Here is a 15,757-nt window from a genome sequence, read left to right as displayed (position 1 = left end):
CATTTTATATTTGGTTATTAAAAATATAATCTTACCTTCGCCGTATAAAACTAAAAACCTATCGATTAAGTAGAGTATTATGCAGAGTTTTAGAAGTGAGATTGAAAATCCCGTTGTTGAAAGAGATATTCTCGAGTTAGAGAAAAAGATTCGTCTGTTTCATGAGGGTAAGATTGATGAAGAACGTTTCAGGAGTCTGAGACTGGCCAGAGGAGTCTACGGTCAGCGACAACAGGGAGTTCAGATGATCCGGATAAAATTGCCTTACGGAAAGGTGACCGGAGATCAGCTGTTGCGAATTTCTGACGTGTCTGATGAATATTCTACAGGTAGGTTACATATCACAACCCGTCAGGATATTCAGATCCATTATGTCGACCTGGATCGGACTCCCGAATTATGGTCGCAACTCGAAAAGGATGATGTTACGTTACGGGAGGCTTGCGGAAATACGGTAAGAAATGTTACTGCAAGTGCGGAGGCCGGGATTGATCCCGAGGAACCTTTTGATGTTTCTCCTTACGCACATGCTGTTTTTGAATTCTTTTTAAGGAATCCGATCTGTCAGGAAATGGGAAGGAAGTTTAAGATTTCCTTTTCAGCGTCAGATAAAGATACCGCCTTATCTTATATCCATGATCTTGGTTTTATACCCAGAATTGAAAATGGGATCCATGGCTTCAAAGTGATGCTTGGAGGAGGACTGGGGTCTCAACCTCGTCATGCCGATGTGGTTTATGAATTCCTGCCGTCTGAGAAGTTGATACCTTTTATAGAAAGTGTGTTGCGTATATTCGATCGTCATGGCGAGAGAGCCAGAAGATTGAAAGCCAGAATGAAATTTCTCGTTAAGGATATTGGTATCGATGCTTTTCTTAAATTAGTGGATGAGGAGACCAAAGCACTGGCTTATCAGACATATCCTATTCAAACCGACGATTTTGACGGACATCCGGAATTTCTTTCCGAAAAGGTGCCTGATGTGAAACTCGTCGATACGGAAGGCTTTGAACGATGGAAAAAAGCCAATGTATCTCCTCAAAAGCAAGAAGGTCTTTTTGCTATCGGAATCAAGGTGCATCTCGGCGATTTCTATACCGATAAGGCGAGAAAACTGGCGAAATTGATCAGAGACTATGCAGCTAATGAATTGAGGCTAACTCTTAGACAGGATATTTTAATACGTCATGTGCGGGAAGAGTTTTTGCCTTTGTTCTATCTTGAGCTTAAGGAGCTTGGCTTTACCGAATTAGGGTATAATTCTACGGCAGATATTACAGCATGCCCCGGAACCGATACCTGTAATTTAGGTATAGCCAGTAGTACAGGGATAGCGGTGGTATTGGAAGAGGTGCTAAAAAATGAATATCCCGAATATGTTGATAACCGCGATATCGCTATTAAGATCAGTGGATGTATGAATGCATGTGGGCAACATAATATGGCTCATATAGGTTTTCAGGGAATGTCGGTAAGAACCAAAGATAAAAAAGTGGCGCCGGCGTTACAGATCCTGTTAGGTGGAGGAGTTCTGGGTGAAGGAAATGGAAGATTTGCCGATAAGGTAATCAAGATCCCTTCGAAAAGAGGTCCGCAGGCCTTGCGTCTGATTCTTGATGATTTCCGTGATAATGCAACATTGGGAGAAAGTTTCCTCAATTATTATGACAGAAAGGAACAGCTGTATTTCTATGAATATCTGAAATCTCTTTCAGATACTGATAATTTGGCGGAAGAAGACTTTGTTGATTGGGGACATAATTCAAAATATGTCCAGGAGGTTGGAGTCGGAGAATGTGCCGGTGTGGTCATCGATCTCGTGGCAACCCTTCTTTTTGAAAGTGAAGAAAAGCTCGACCTTGCGAGGGAAGCTTTTGAAAATAAGAAATGGGCTGATGGTATCTATCATGCTTATGCCTCTATGGTCAATACGGCGAAAGCACTATTGACGGCTGAAGATGTAAAAACGAATACCCAGGCCGGAATTATCAGCGGATTTGATGAAGAATTCGTTGCCAATGGAAAAATAACACTGGATAGCAGTTTTGATGAGCTGGTATATCAGATCAATAAGAATGAGCCGTCTGAAGCATTTGCCAAGGCCTATATCGATCAGGCTGCATCATTCTATAAAAAGGCAGATGCCTTCAGAGCAAAAGATCTATCGCATGCAGAATAAAAAGAACATACAGCCAAGATTGACATTGGTAGGTGCTGGTCCGGGAGATCCCGACCTGCTTACCGTGAAAGGTCTGAAAGTACTTTCAAGAGCAGATGTGGTTCTTTACGATGCACTTATCGATACAGCATTGTTGGAATATGCGCCGCTTTATGCAGAGCTCATCTATGTGGGTAAACGCAAGGGGTGTGCAGCCTATGAGCAACAACAGATCAATGAACTGATCGTTGAACGGGCTAAGCACTCGGGACATGTAGTGCGATTAAAAGGTGGTGATCCGTTTGTTTTCGGACGCGGCATGGAAGAGTTGAATTATGCCGCTGCACATGGCGTGATATCTGAGTTTATTCCGGGTATTTCTTCTGCGTTGGCAGTTCCCGGTATGCAGGGAATACCGTTAACACATCGTGGAGCTTCGGAAAGTTTCTGGGTGATCACAGGTACGACTAAGAATCACAAATTATCCGATGATGTTCGTCTGGCGGCAGGGTCAAATGCAACGGTGGTGATCCTGATGGGAATGAGTAAACTGGCGGAGATCACCTCGATCTTCAAAGCAGAAGGGAAAAACGATGTTGCAGTTGCTGTGATCCAAAATGGAACTAAGAAGGAAGAACGATTCGCAATTGGAAATGTGGAAAATATCGAGTATCTGGTAAAGGAAAACAATATCAGTAATCCCGCAGTGATCATTATAGGAGACGTTGTTAAACAGCGCGAAAGATTGATCTCGATCAAATCCGCAGTGAATCAATACTCGATTATATAATCAATGATGGTCATGGAAACTAACGAGCTCTATCCTGTATTTCTGAAAGTAAATGTACTGAACATCCTTATTGTTGGCGGCGGGAATGTCGCGGAGGAGAAACTGCATTTCCTTTTGAAATCCAGTCCGGGAGCTAATGTTACAGTGGTGGCGCCTGAGATCAAACAGGAGTTGCTCGCTCTGGAAGGAACGGTTTCGATTAAATTCATAAAGGATGTCTATGACCCGAAATACCTCGAAGGAAAGCATATCGCAATTGCGACCACCGATAATGTGGATGTGAATATACAGGTGTACCAGGATTGTCGTGACCGCAATGTTTTGGTGAATGTAGCTGATAATCCTCCGTATTGTGATTTTTATATGGGAGGCATCGTTACCAAAGGAAATGTCAAAATAGCCATTTCCACCAATGGGAAATCCCCGACTGTAGCCAAAAGGCTTCGTCAGTTCTTTGAAGAGGTTATTCCCGAGAACATCGATGATTTTGTACAGAATCTGAATTCCTACCGAAACACTATCAAAGGTGACTTCGAGGAGAAAGTTGAAAAGTTGAATGAATTTACAAAAAGTCTGATCTCAAAAAGTTAAAGAATGATAAAGACGGATATACTGATTATAGGAGCAGGTCCAACCGGACTATTTACGGTTTTTGAAGCCGGATTATTGAAATTGAAATGTCATTTAATAGATGCATTACCCCAGCCAGGTGGGCAGTGTGCTGAGATCTATCCAAAGAAACCGATCTATGATATCCCCGGATTTCCGGAGGTACTTGCAGGTGATCTGGTGAAGAACCTATTGGAACAGATCAGGCCGTTTGAACCCGGATATACGCTGGGTGAACGTGCTGAGACCATCGAAAAGCAGGAAGATGGTTCCTTTATCGTTACGACGAATAAAGGAACGCAGCATCAGGCTCCGGTGGTGGCAATTGCAGGCGGACTCGGTTCTTTTGAACCGCGTAAGCCCCTGATCGATAATATCGCTAAATATGAAGATAACGGGGTCTCTTATATCATTAAAGATCCTGAAGTTTACAGAAACAAGAAAGTGGTTATCGCCGGTGGAGGGGATTCAGCACTGGATTGGTCGATCTATCTGGCCGACATTGCCAGTGAGGTTTACCTGGTTCACAGAAGAAATGAATTCCGTGGAGCACTTGATTCTGTAGAGAAGGTTGCAGAGCTTTCCAAGAGAGGAAAGATCGAACTGATCACTGAAGCTGAGGTTACCGGTCTTTTCGGAGAGCATCAGCTGGAAGCCGTAACCGTTAAGCATCTTAAAGATGGAGAATCTCATATCCAGGCAGATCATTTTATACCGTTGTTTGGACTTTCTCCGAAATTAGGTCCGATCGGTGACTGGGGACTTGAAATTGAAAAAAATGCGATCAAGGTGAATAATGCCTATGATTATGCTACCAATATACCGGGTATCTATGCCATTGGAGATGTCAATACCTATCCGGGTAAATTAAAACTTATTCTTTCCGGTTTCCATGAGGCCGCAATTATGTGTCAAAGTGCCTATCAGGTGATTCATCCCGATAAACGTTATGTGATGAAATATACCACAGTTGGTGGTGTTCAGGGATTTGATGGTACAAAAAAAGAAGCAAAGAAAGAAGTTGTAAAAAGCATTGTTTAGTTTTAATGTAAACGGTTGAATATAGAAACCGTAATTGTTTTCAGCTTTGGTGCAGGAATATTGGCAGTTAGGTTTGTCTACCTGACAATTGTCATTATATTTGCACCAAAGTTCATTTTTATTATGAAGTTATCAAGAAAGGTGAAGGGATTAGACCCGTTGAAGCCTTAGCAACCCTCTGCTCCAGAGAAGGTGCTACATTCTACCAAACTAGGAAAGATAACAACTCCGGCAGTTTTCCCTATTTTTCTTGATACGATATAATTGATAATTACCTTGTCTTTGGCAGCGTCGAAGATAAAATGGTTGCGAAATCGGCGTAATTCCGATTACTAATAATTAATTGATCATGAGTCAGATTGAGAAAAAGAGAGCGATTGAAGAAGTGTTGAAAGATAGAATCCTGGTGCTGGACGGTGCTATGGGAACTATGCTGCAGCGTTATAATTTCTCCGAAACCGACTTTCGTGGCAACCGTTTTACAGAGGTGTCACAACCACAAAAAGGGAATAATGATCTTTTGTCATTGACACAGCCTGAGGCAATAGCCGAGATTCATGCGAAATACCTGGAAGCAGGAGCAGATATTATTGAAACCAATACGTTCTCCGGTACTACGATTGCCATGGCTGATTATGAGCTTGAAGAATATGTTTACGAACTCAATTATGAGAGTGCACGAATAGCCCGTCGCGTTGCGGATGAGTACACTGCTAAAAATCCAAATAAACCTCGTTTTGTGGCAGGGGCAATGGGGCCGACGAATAAAACTGCAAGTATGTCGCCGGACGTTAATGATCCGGGATATCGAGCCGTATCTTTCGATGAATTGAGAAAGGCCTATAAGCAACAGGCGGAAGCGTTAGTCGATGGAGGTGCTGATGTACTTCTTGTAGAGACGGTTTTCGATACCCTGAATGCAAAAGCAGCACTTTTTGCCATTGAAGAGGTCAAAGAACAAAAGGGTATACACATACCGATCATGGTTAGTGGTACTATCACGGATGCTTCCGGCAGAACCTTATCAGGGCAGACTGCAGAAGCCTTTCTGATCTCGATTTCACATTTACCTTTATTAAGTGTCGGATTCAATTGTGCTTTAGGAGCGGATCAATTGCTACCCTATGTTAAAACCTTGGCACAAAAATCTGATTTCTTTATATCTGCACATCCAAATGCGGGATTGCCAAATCATTTTGGTGAATACGACCAAACCGCTGCAGAGATGCAGGCTTTGATCAGACAGTATCTCGAGGCAAATGTGGTAAATATCATAGGAGGTTGCTGTGGAACCACCCCGGAACATATAAGATCGATCGCCGATGCGGTTGCGGAATATGAGTCCAGAAATAGCATGGCAGTCTGAGATAGATCCCCCGAAATAGAACAACAGAATAAAGTAAGAAATACAGGGTCCTGACAGACCTGAACCGTTAAAGAAACACCATAAAATAACCTGATGAAACCCAGTCGATCACATAAACCCCCCCATTTGATGCTTTCCGGTCTGGAGCCACTTGTGGTAACCGCCGAAAGCAATTTTATCAACGTGGGAGAAAGAACCAATGTTACCGGTTCCCGCCGCTTTCTTCGATTGATCAAAGAAGAGAAGTTCGATGAAGCTCTTGATGTGGCTCGCGGACAGGTGGAAGGAGGAGCGCAGATCATCGATGTGAATATGGATGAAGGAATGCTCGATGGAGAAAAGGCTATGGTAACTTTCCTTAATCTAATCGCCTCTGAACCTGATATTGCAAGAGTACCGATCATGATCGATAGTTCCAAATGGGAGATAATCGAGGCCGGACTTAAAGTTGTTCAGGGAAAAAGCGTGGTGAACTCCATCAGTCTTAAAGAAGGTGAGGAGAAGTTCATCGAGCATGCAAAAAAGATACTGCGTTATGGCGCTGCGGTCATCGTAATGGCTTTTGATGAAAAAGGTCAAGCGGATAATTATGAACGAAGAATAGAAATATGTAAAAGATCGTATGATATTCTGGTGGAGAAAGTGAATTTTCCTCCGCAGGATATCATTTTTGACCCCAATATATTTCCTGTGGCAACCGGAATGGAAGAGCATAGATTAAATGCCCTTGATTTCTTCCGCGCCACCCAATGGATCCGGGAGAATCTTCCGTATGCACACGTGAGTGGAGGTGTGAGTAATGTTTCGTTTTCCTTCCGCGGGAATAATGTGGTGAGAGAGGCGATCAATGCCGCCTTTCTTTATCACGCCATTAAACATGGGATGACCATGGGTATCGTAAATCCGGAGATGCTGGAAGTTTATGACGAGATTCCAAAGGAATTACTGGACTATGTGGAGGATGTATTACTTGACCGCCGGGATGATGCGACTGAAAGATTGCTGGATTATGCTGAAAAGGTAAAAGGTAATGTAAAGGTCAATGAAAAGCAAGCACAGGAATGGAGAGGGTTGCCGTTACAGGATAGGATCACCCACGCGTTGGTAAAAGGGCTTGATGAGTTTATTGAACAGGATGCAGAAGAAGCCCGATTGAGTTCCGATAAACCTATTGAGGTGATCGAAGGTTTTCTGATGAATGGTATGAATGTGGTTGGTGACCTCTTTGGAAGTGGAAAGATGTTCCTTCCTCAGGTGGTGAAATCTGCACGGGTGATGAAAAAGGCCGTTGCATATTTATTGCCATATATCGAAGAAGATAAGGATGAGGATTCAAGGTCTGCCGGTAAGGTGTTGATGGCTACAGTTAAAGGAGATGTACATGATATCGGTAAGAATATCGTGAGTGTTGTTTTGGGATGTAATAATTTTGAGATCATCGATCTCGGAGTGATGGTGCCACCGGAACGTATCATAGAGACTGCTTTGAAAGAACAAGTGGATATCATCGGTTTGAGCGGACTCATCACACCTTCTCTTGATGAGATGGTATATCTTGCTAAAGAACTCGAAAAGATCAATGTTTCCATTCCGGTAATGATCGGTGGAGCTACGACCTCAAGGGCGCATACTGCAGTTAAGATAGCTCCGGAATATTCCAATACTGTGGTGCATGTTAACGATGCCTCAAGAGCGGTAACCGTTGCAGGAAATCTGCTGAACAAAAAATCTGGGATCGATTATCGCAACGGGATCAGGTTAGAATATGATAAACTTCGCGATGCCTATCTGAATCGATCTAAGGTAAAGAACTATCTGACCATTGAAGAGGCGCGCGCTAATAAATTTACCATAGATTGGGATTCGTATTCGCCGGCTCAACCTGGGTTTACTGGTGTAAGAACCGTTCAGGTGGAACTGGATGCATTAGTACCTTATATAGACTGGACCCCATTTTTCCGTTCCTGGGAACTGCATGGTAAATATCCGGCGATATTTGAAGATGAAGTCGTAGGGCAACAGGCAAAAGAATTATTTTCCGATGCAAAAAATATGCTGGATGAGATCTTGACGGAGAAATGGCTTAAAGCGGAGGCAGTACTTGGGATCTTTCCTGCAAATCAGGTGAATGATGACGATATAGCATTGTTTGATGAGCAAGGCAAGGAGATACAGCGTTTCCTGACGCTCCGACAACAGTCTCAAAAGACTAAAGGAGCCCCTAATATTGCTCTGGCTGATTTTATTGCGCCCAAAGAATCCGGAAAAACAGATTATATGGGAGCGTTCTGTGTTACTACCGGATTCGGTGTTGATGAGAAGGCTGCTGAATTCGAGGCGGATCATGATGATTATAACTCGATAATGATCAAGGCACTGGCAGACAGGTTTGCTGAAGCTTTTGCGGAGTATTTGCATGAAAGAGTTCGTAAGGAGATCTGGGGTTATATGAAAAATGAAACCCTGAGCAACGAAGAATTGATCAAAGAAGCCTACGAAGGGATCAGACCTGCACCCGGATATCCTGCCTGCCCGGATCACCTTGAAAAAAATGTGATCTGGAATTTGCTGGACGTGGAAGAAAGGATCGGGGTTAAGCTTACTGAAAGTTTGGCTATGTGGCCTGCATCCTCGGTTTCAGGATATTATTTTGCAAATCCTGAAAGCAGGTATTTCGGGCTTGGGAAAATAAAGATGGATCAGGTGAAGGATTATGCCAAACGAAGAAATATCAGTCTGGAAGAGGCTGTTAAATGGTTGAATCCGAATATCGATGCTCAATAAACAGCGTTCAAGAGATAAATTAATAATAAAAAAATCAGGCTTCATTGATCGTATTTTGAAAGCCTAATGAATACCGATGAAAGTTACCGAACATATCGAACAGGCAAAGGGGAAAACCCTATTCTCCTTTGAGATAGTACCACCGCAGAAGGGAAGTAATATCGAAGAACTATATAAGAATATAGATCCGTTGATGGAATTCAATCCGCCATTTATCGATGTTACCACTTCCAGAGAAGAGTTTGTTTATATCGAACGCAACGATGGGTTACTCGAAAGAAAGATCACCAGAATGCGTCCGGGAACCGTTGGAATCTGTGCTTCTATCAAACATAAATATGATGTGGATACCGTACCTCATGTGTTATGTGGTGGTTTTACGCGAGAAGAAACTGAATATCTTTTGGTGGATTGCCAGTACCTCGGTATTGAAAATGTAATGGCATTACGGGGTGATGCCATGAAACATCAGCGCTATTTTGAGAAAACAGATGGAGGACATGCGTATGCTTCTGACCTTGTTAAGCAGATCAAAGACCTTAGTAAGGGGCAGTATCTTCATGAAACCATCGATTCGGGAATATTATCGGAGTTTTGTATTGGAGTAGCGGGTTATCCTGAAAAGCATATGGAAGCTCCTTCACTCGAATCTGATCTTAAAAAATTAAAAATAAAGGTTGAGCAGGGAGCCGATTATGTGGTTACACAAATGTTCTTCAATAATCAGGCGTATTTTGATTTCGTAGCTAAGGCTCGTGAAATGGGAATCAATGTACCCATTATTCCGGGGATTAAACCCCTTGCAGTAAAGAGGCATCTTCAGTTGTTACCCCATGTATTTAAGATCGACCTTCCTGAGGAATTGATAAGGGCAGTTGAGCAGTGTAAAACGAATAGTGAGGTCCGTCAGGTAGGGGTAGAATGGTGTATTCAGCAATCGAAAGAATTGAAAGCTGCCGGAGTACCTGTATTGCATTATTACTCAATGGGTAAATCTGACAATATACATGCGATCGCTTCGGCGATTTTCTAAAATTAGCCTTACTTTTGAATCCGATGGCTCGATTCGGATTTTTTCCAATAATCTTCTTTTTGTTCCTGACCGTTTTTGTAAATGGCCAGGAACAAAAGTATTATGGGGATATCGATGTTAGTTATTTCAAAGGAAATATAGCGAAACATAATTACGATATCCTGCATCTCATCACTGGTCACCCTGAAGGCCTGATCATTTCCTGGAATCGGAAAACAGATGGTAGTGAAGATTGGCATTCGCTTTATAATTATCCGGATTACGGAGTAACTTTTACTTACCAGAATCTTAAGAATGAATATTTGGGGGAGAATTTTGGGTTGTATGCTCATTATAACTTTTATTTCCTGAACAGAAATCTTATGTGGCGTATTGGTCAGGGGCTTGCTTATACCACGCATCCTTACGATAAGGAGGAAAATTACAGAAATATTGCATTTGGAACTCAAATTCTTAGTAGTACGATGATGATGCTGCAATACAAGAAGGAAAGAATTGCAGGCAGATGGGGTGGACAGGCAGGACTCTCACTGATCCATTATTCCAACGCTAATGTCAAAGCCCCCAATACCAGCGTGAATTCTATCACGGTAAGTGTCGGACTTAATTATCAATTGGATGCAGAACCCTTGGAGAGGAATCTTGAACGGATGAGTAACCGGTTGGCAGAGCGGGTACGATTTAATTTTGTTTTTCGCAGTGGGATCAATGAAAGTGATATCATCGATTCAGGTCAGTATGCATTTTATGTTTTTTCGGCATATGCTGATAAAAGGATCAATAAGAAAAGTGCGTTTCAATTAGGTACGGATGTTTTCTATTCCAATTTTCTGAAAGAATTGATCAGGTACAGGTCGATCGCTTTTCCTGAAGACGGCCTCACGGGGAGTGAGGATTATAAGCGTGTAGGACTCTTTGCCGGTCACGAATTGTTTATTAATAAATTATCTGTAGTGACTCAGTTTGGATACTATGTGTATTACCCGTATGATTTCGAAGGTCGCACTTACCTTAGGGCAGGCCTGAAAAGATATTTCGGAGATCGAATTTTCGGGGCGATTACGCTGAAAGCACATGGAGCCAAAGCGGAAGCGGTGGAACTTGGAATCGGAATACGAATATAGTTTGGAGAAGATGAAAAAGGTAATTCTGTTGGGTTTGTTTGTTCTGGTTTTGCTATCCTGTGATAGTGAAAAGGCACCGGACTGCCTGAAAACTGCCGGAAAGACCATTACTGAGGAACGACTTACGGAATCTTTTTCTTCCATACTTGTCAACGAGGGATTACGGTTGGTGGTGCGGCAGCAGGAGCGTTATAAGGTTACCGTGGAAACCGGGGAAAATCTGATCGCTGATGTGGATGCGAAGGTAGTAGCGGGGCAATTGATTCTGAGTATGAATAATACCTGTAACTGGGTTCGCGATTATGGTGAAACGATTATTTATGTGGATGCTCCCGAGCTTACGGAAATTCGAAGTTCTACACAGTTCGATGTTCGTTCAGAAGGAATCCTGCGTTTTGAATCTTTGACCCTTTTGTCAGAGAATTTTCAGATGCCGGATTATCGCACCGATGGAGAGTTCTATCTCGATGTGGATGTCGATCGTTTGAGTGTAACCTTTAACAGTCTCGCCAATGCATATATCTCCGGTCAATGTGAACAGTTGAATCTGAATTTTGCTTCAGGGAATTCTCGTTTTGAAGGTCGTGATCTGGAGGCGGCATCTGTGAATATCTATCATAGAGGATCCAATGATATCATCGTGAATCCGATCAATTCCTTAATAGGGGATCTTTTTGGAACCGGTAATGTTATCGTTGTCAGCAGACCGGAAGTCGTTGAGGTGCAGGAACACTATCGGGGGCGTTTGATCTACGAATGATCGGAAGTCAGCTCGAAGAATAGCTTTTCGAGGTTCTTATTCTTCTGATTCAGCTGCAAGATCTTTAGTCCGTTGTCATAGGCGAAATCAAATACTTTAGGACGCATATCTTCCCTTGTGCTGAAATGGATTTCATAAACAAATCCTGTAATGTTATGAACTCGGTTCACATGCGGTAAGTTTTGTAAAAGTACTTCTTCAATTCGGTAATCAAAGGCAACTTCCAGAATCTGTTCCTGATCCTTTTTAAGGGTGTCTAGATTTTTATCGGCAACGATGGTTCCTTTTTTGATGAAGATAACGCGATCACAAACCGCTTCAACTTCCTGCATGATATGTGTGGAGAGTAAAATGGTCTTCGATCTTCCAATACCTCTGATCAGTTCACGGATTTCGATAAGTTGATTGGGGTCAAGGCCAGTGGTAGGTTCGTCCAGGATCAGTACTTCAGGGTCGTGTAAGAGTGCTGCTGCGAGACCAACACGTTGACGGTATCCTTTCGAAAGTGCCTTGATCTTTTTACCTGCTTCCGGCGTGAGTCCGGTTTGCTCTATTACAGCTGCAACCCGGGACTTAGATACCTTATAGGCATCAGCCTGAAAATTCAGATATTCCTTTACATACATATCCAGATACAACGGATTATGCTCAGCGAGATAGCCGATATTTTTTCGTACGGAAATTGTGTCTTCAGCAATGTCATGTCCTGCCACCTTAGCTGATCCGGAATCAGGTTGAAGGTAGGTGGTAAGTATTTTCATCAACGTGGACTTTCCGGCGCCGTTAGGCCCAAGGAATCCAACCACTTCGCCTTTCTTCAATTCGAAGGACACCTCGTTAAGTGCCTTTTGAAGTCCGTAGGTTTTTGTGATGTTCTGAACTGTGATGGACATACCTGAAATTATTTTGGGTAAAAATAGGATTTATTCCGACGTATTATACTTAAAAATTAACCTTTAAAAATCAGTAATATTTCAATTTGTGACATTATTGTTAACTTTTTTCATGAAATGTATAAAAATTTGAATTAAGACTTTGAGATTAAAAATTAATAATTACATTAGCAACGAATTAAGTAACACATGAATACAAATTTTTATATCTGGTCGTCTTTTTATTTCTTCTTTTATTTTTTTAAGGAGGAACAGGGACCTGTATAGTTATTTGTGATTAACAATATATATGAAGTCCCGGTTTAGATCGGGACTTTTTTTTTATCATAAAATGAGTAAAAATATTGCAATTCAGGGAGTTTTAGGGTCATTCCACCATCAGGTAGCCAAGGAATATTTCGGTACTGATGTGTCTGTAGTCGAGTGTTTATCTTTCGATGATCTGGTGGAAAGCTTGTTTGATGGTCGTGCCGAAAGTGCGGTTATGGCTATCGAGAACTCCATTGCCGGGTCCATAATCCCGAACTATGCTTTGATCGATGCTAATAAGTTACATATCATCGGAGAGCATTATATTAATGTACATCATAATCTGATGGCATTGAACGGTCAGTCGATCGGAGATATTCGAGAGGTCTTTTCGCACCCCATGGCTTTATTGCAATGTAAAAAGTTCTTTAAAGATTATCCCCATATCAAACTTGTGGAGGATGCTGATACCGCTGAAACGGCCAGAAGGATTCATACTAATAAATTGAGTGGGGTAGGTGCTATTGCCAGCCGGACCGCTGCCGAGATCTTTGACTTGAATATTCTGGCTTCTGAGATCCAGACGATCAAGAATAATGCAACGCGTTTCGTGATCGTGCAACGGCAGAATTCTGTGATACCGCAGGAAGCGATCAATAAGGCGTCTTTACAATTTGAATTGGATCATAAAAGAGGCAGCCTTGCGGCAGTACTCAATGTAATGAGTGATTGCAAACTGAGTTTGACGAAGATTCAATCCCTTCCGAAGATCGAGACTCCATGGAAATATGCCTTTTTCGTGGATGTGACCTTCGATCGTTATGCGGATTTTGAAAAAGCAAAGGCTATTCTGAAGATTATGGCAGAACAGTTTAAAGTACATGGTGAATATAAAAATGCAAAATAATGATAGCAACAGCAGATCGACTGGGTCATATTGAGGAGTATTATTTCTCAAGAAAACTGAGAGAGGTGAGAGCTATGGTTGCCGAAGGTAAACCGGTGATCAATATGGGGATCGGAAGTCCGGACCTCGCTCCTGCACCTGTAGTGATGGATGCGCTTGTACATGCGCTGGAAGACAGTAATGCCCATCAGTATCAAAATTATCAGGGCCTTCCTGAATTACGTCAGGGTGTTGCGAAGTTTTACAAGCGATTCTTTCAGGTGGAACTTGATCCGGATAAAGAGATTCTTCCACTTATGGGTTCTAAAGAGGGGATTATGCATATCTCCATGGCTTTCCTGAATAAGGGTGATGAGGTACTTATCCCGGATCCAGGATATCCAACGTATACCTCGGTAACCCGATTGGTGGAAGCAGAACCGAGATATTATGATCTGGTTGCTGAAAATGGATGGTTGCCTGATCTGGAGGCGCTTGAAAAACAAGACCTGAGTAAGGTCAAAATTATGTGGCTAAGTTATCCGCATATGCCTACGGGGGCAGTGGCAACCACAGAAGATTTTGCTAAAATAATCGCCTTTGCAAGAAAGCATGATATTTTGCTTGTTAATGATAACCCTTACAGTTTTGTGCTGAATAATGAGCCGGTAAGTATACTGGAGGTGCCCGGAGCTGCAGGGGTCGTGCTTGAGTTGAATTCCCTAAGTAAGACCTTTAATATGGCGGGTTGGCGTGTTGGTTTCGTTCTGGGAGCAAGTTCACTGATCGATGCTGTACTCAAAGTGAAAAGCAATATGGATAGCGGGATGTTCTATGGAATTCAGAAAGGAGCTGTGAAGGCACTTGAGCTTTCTTCACAATGGTATGCTGATCTCAACAGAATTTACCATAAAAGGAGAAAGCTGATCTATAAACTATGTGAAGAGCTAGGCTGTGAGTATAGCAAAGATGCTACAGGAATGTTCGTATGGGCCAAATTACCGAAGGGTGTTACCTCGGCAGAAGCTTACATCGATAAGATTCTGCAGGAACAAAATGTATTTATTACCCCAGGTACAATCTTCGGAAAAAACGGTGAAGGATATATTCGCTTCTCCCTTTGTGTGAAAGAAGATAAGATCGAAGAGGCGATAGAAAGAATTAAACATGCAAAAGTAAGTATACAAGAATAGCATATGAATTTGTTTGTAATAGGATTAGGGCTTATTGGAGGTTCGATGGCGATCGATATCCGGAATCTGAATGAGGATTTCAGAATTTTCGGAATCGATAATAATCCGGATCACCTGGATGAAGCCTTGACGCTCGGACTGATCGATGAGAAAGCTGAATTTGATGAGCTCCATAAAGCAGATATGGTCATCGTCTCAGTTCCGGTAAATGCTGCATTGAAAGTAGTGCCGGAAGTATTGGAGAAGGTGAATGATGAAGCACTGGTGATCGATGTGGGTTCGACAAAATCAAATATCTGCTCTTTGTTGAGTGAGCATCCCCGTCGGAGAAATTTTCTTGCTACTCATCCGATAGCAGGTACAGAATACTCCGGTCCTTCCGCTGCGATACCGAATCTGTACAAAGGAAAGACCAATATCATTTGTGAGGTGGAAAAGACCGCTTTCAAATTACAGGAAAAAGCGATGAAGATCTTTTATGATCTGGGTATGAGAATCCGTTATATGGAGCCGAACGCTCATGATAAACATATAGCTTATGTTTCTCATCTATCACATATCAGTTCCTTCATGTTGGGGAAGACCGTTATAGAGAAAGAAAAGAACGAACGTGATATCTTCGATATGGCGGGAAGTGGTTTCGAAAGTACGGTAAGACTTGCGAAAAGTTCTCCGGCGATGTGGCAACCTATCTTTGAACTCAACAAAGAGAATGTGATCGAGACACTGGATGAATATATCCAGAATCTTCAGCAGTTCAAGGATCTCATGGAAAAAGAAGATTTCGATGCTATTTACCGTGAAATGGCAGATACAAATAGAATAAAAGATATATTAAAAGGAATTTCAATTAAAACAACGTAACTAAAAA

The 15,757-nt window shown here is 42.2% G+C and carries 13 protein-coding genes and 1 riboswitch; of the genes, 12 read left to right on the top strand and 1 reads right to left on the bottom strand.

Annotated elements, in window-relative coordinates:
• The first annotated feature begins 79 nt into the window (after positions 1-79).
• From DMZ48_RS07745 to DMZ48_RS07705, 9 genes are all read left to right on the top strand, one after another.
• Positions 80-2,179, top strand: coding sequence for a HEPN domain-containing protein (locus tag DMZ48_RS07745; protein ID WP_143954552.1), 2,100 nt, complete (start codon positions 80-82; stop codon positions 2,177-2,179).
• Complete coding sequence (gene cobA, locus DMZ48_RS07740; RefSeq protein WP_242009151.1) at positions 2,142-2,948, top strand: uroporphyrinogen-III C-methyltransferase; 807 nt, start codon at positions 2,142-2,144, stop codon at positions 2,946-2,948. The genes DMZ48_RS07745 and cobA overlap by 38 nt, the downstream gene beginning before the upstream one ends.
• A gap of 12 nt (positions 2,949-2,960) precedes the next feature.
• Positions 2,961-3,539, top strand: coding sequence for a precorrin-2 dehydrogenase/sirohydrochlorin ferrochelatase family protein (locus tag DMZ48_RS07735; protein WP_143954551.1), 579 nt, complete (start codon positions 2,961-2,963; stop codon positions 3,537-3,539).
• Between the two features lie 3 nt (positions 3,540-3,542).
• A complete protein-coding gene (locus DMZ48_RS07730; protein ID WP_143954550.1) occupies positions 3,543-4,598 on the top strand; it encodes an NAD(P)/FAD-dependent oxidoreductase in 1,056 nt (351 codons plus the stop codon).
• Between the two features lie 126 nt (positions 4,599-4,724).
• A riboswitch (SAM riboswitch) is annotated at positions 4,725-4,824 on the top strand.
• Positions 4,825-4,947: 123 nt separating this feature from the next.
• Positions 4,948-5,964 (top strand): homocysteine S-methyltransferase family protein, encoded by a 1,017-nt coding sequence (locus DMZ48_RS07725; protein WP_143954549.1) that lies wholly within the window; start codon positions 4,948-4,950, stop codon positions 5,962-5,964.
• A 93-nt stretch (positions 5,965-6,057) separates the two neighbouring features.
• Entirely contained in the window at positions 6,058-8,748 is a 2,691-nt protein-coding gene (gene metH, locus DMZ48_RS07720; protein WP_143954548.1) for a methionine synthase, read from the top strand.
• Between the two features lie 76 nt (positions 8,749-8,824).
• Positions 8,825-9,781 carry a methylenetetrahydrofolate reductase [NAD(P)H] gene (gene metF, locus DMZ48_RS07715; protein WP_143954547.1) on the top strand — a complete coding sequence of 319 codons (957 nt, stop codon included), beginning with the start codon at positions 8,825-8,827 and terminating at the stop codon, positions 9,779-9,781.
• A gap of 23 nt (positions 9,782-9,804) precedes the next feature.
• The gene (locus DMZ48_RS07710; RefSeq protein ID WP_143954546.1) at positions 9,805-10,905 is read left to right on the top strand and encodes an acyloxyacyl hydrolase; all 1,101 of its coding nucleotides are present in this window, start codon (positions 9,805-9,807) and stop codon (positions 10,903-10,905) included.
• A 10-nt stretch (positions 10,906-10,915) separates the two neighbouring features.
• Positions 10,916-11,665, top strand: a complete 750-nt coding sequence (locus DMZ48_RS07705; RefSeq protein WP_143954545.1) for a head GIN domain-containing protein — start codon at positions 10,916-10,918, stop codon at positions 11,663-11,665.
• Here DMZ48_RS07705 and gldA read toward each other — a convergent pair.
• Positions 11,656-12,558, bottom strand: a complete 903-nt coding sequence (gldA, locus tag DMZ48_RS07700) for a gliding motility-associated ABC transporter ATP-binding subunit GldA (protein WP_143954544.1) — start codon at positions 12,556-12,558, stop codon at positions 11,656-11,658. The two genes, DMZ48_RS07705 and gldA, sit on opposite strands and share 10 nt — an antisense overlap.
• Before the next feature lie 331 nt (positions 12,559-12,889).
• Here gldA and DMZ48_RS07695 point away from each other — a divergent pair, with 331 nt between their 5' ends.
• Genes DMZ48_RS07695 through DMZ48_RS07685 form a run of 3 tightly spaced genes read left to right on the top strand, consistent with a single transcriptional unit; the run spans position 12,890 to position 15,750 of the window.
• Positions 12,890-13,714, top strand: a complete 825-nt coding sequence (locus tag DMZ48_RS07695) for a prephenate dehydratase (RefSeq protein WP_143954543.1) — start codon at positions 12,890-12,892, stop codon at positions 13,712-13,714.
• On the top strand, positions 13,714-14,886 hold the full coding sequence (locus DMZ48_RS07690) for a pyridoxal phosphate-dependent aminotransferase (protein WP_143954542.1): 1,173 nt from the start codon (positions 13,714-13,716) through the stop codon (positions 14,884-14,886). The genes DMZ48_RS07695 and DMZ48_RS07690 overlap by 1 nt, the downstream gene beginning before the upstream one ends.
• Before the next feature lie 3 nt (positions 14,887-14,889).
• The gene (locus DMZ48_RS07685) at positions 14,890-15,750 is read left to right on the top strand and encodes a prephenate dehydrogenase (RefSeq protein WP_143954541.1); all 861 of its coding nucleotides are present in this window, start codon (positions 14,890-14,892) and stop codon (positions 15,748-15,750) included.
• Positions 15,751-15,757: the final 7 nt, after the last annotated feature.

It is taken from the genome of Robertkochia solimangrovi, assembly GCF_007279655.1.
Classification (GTDB): domain Bacteria; phylum Bacteroidota; class Bacteroidia; order Flavobacteriales; family Flavobacteriaceae; genus Robertkochia; species Robertkochia solimangrovi.
Note: the sequence above shows the minus strand (reverse complement) of the source record. Positions and strands in the feature narration are given on the sequence as shown.

Bases quoted from the DNA above. Each gene is read 5' to 3' on its own strand.
- DMZ48_RS07745 (WP_143954552.1), top strand. From the start codon at position 80: ATGCAGAGTTTTAGAAGTGAGATTGAAAATCCCGTTGTTGAAAGAGAT.
- cobA (WP_242009151.1), top strand. From the start codon at position 2,142: ATGCCTTCAGAGCAAAAGATCTATCGCATGCAGAATAAAAAGAACATA.
- DMZ48_RS07735 (WP_143954551.1), top strand. From the start codon at position 2,961: ATGGAAACTAACGAGCTCTATCCTGTATTTCTGAAAGTAAATGTACTG.
- DMZ48_RS07730 (WP_143954550.1), top strand. From the start codon at position 3,543: ATGATAAAGACGGATATACTGATTATAGGAGCAGGTCCAACCGGACTA.
- DMZ48_RS07725 (WP_143954549.1), top strand. From the start codon at position 4,948: ATGAGTCAGATTGAGAAAAAGAGAGCGATTGAAGAAGTGTTGAAAGAT.
- metH (WP_143954548.1), top strand. From the start codon at position 6,058: ATGAAACCCAGTCGATCACATAAACCCCCCCATTTGATGCTTTCCGGT.
- metF (WP_143954547.1), top strand. From the start codon at position 8,825: ATGAAAGTTACCGAACATATCGAACAGGCAAAGGGGAAAACCCTATTC.
- DMZ48_RS07710 (WP_143954546.1), top strand. From the start codon at position 9,805: ATGGCTCGATTCGGATTTTTTCCAATAATCTTCTTTTTGTTCCTGACC.
- DMZ48_RS07705 (WP_143954545.1), top strand. From the start codon at position 10,916: ATGAAAAAGGTAATTCTGTTGGGTTTGTTTGTTCTGGTTTTGCTATCC.
- gldA (WP_143954544.1), bottom strand. From the start codon at position 12,558: ATGTCCATCACAGTTCAGAACATCACAAAAACCTACGGACTTCAAAAG.
- DMZ48_RS07695 (WP_143954543.1), top strand. From the start codon at position 12,890: ATGAGTAAAAATATTGCAATTCAGGGAGTTTTAGGGTCATTCCACCAT.
- DMZ48_RS07690 (WP_143954542.1), top strand. From the start codon at position 13,714: ATGATAGCAACAGCAGATCGACTGGGTCATATTGAGGAGTATTATTTC.
- DMZ48_RS07685 (WP_143954541.1), top strand. From the start codon at position 14,890: ATGAATTTGTTTGTAATAGGATTAGGGCTTATTGGAGGTTCGATGGCG.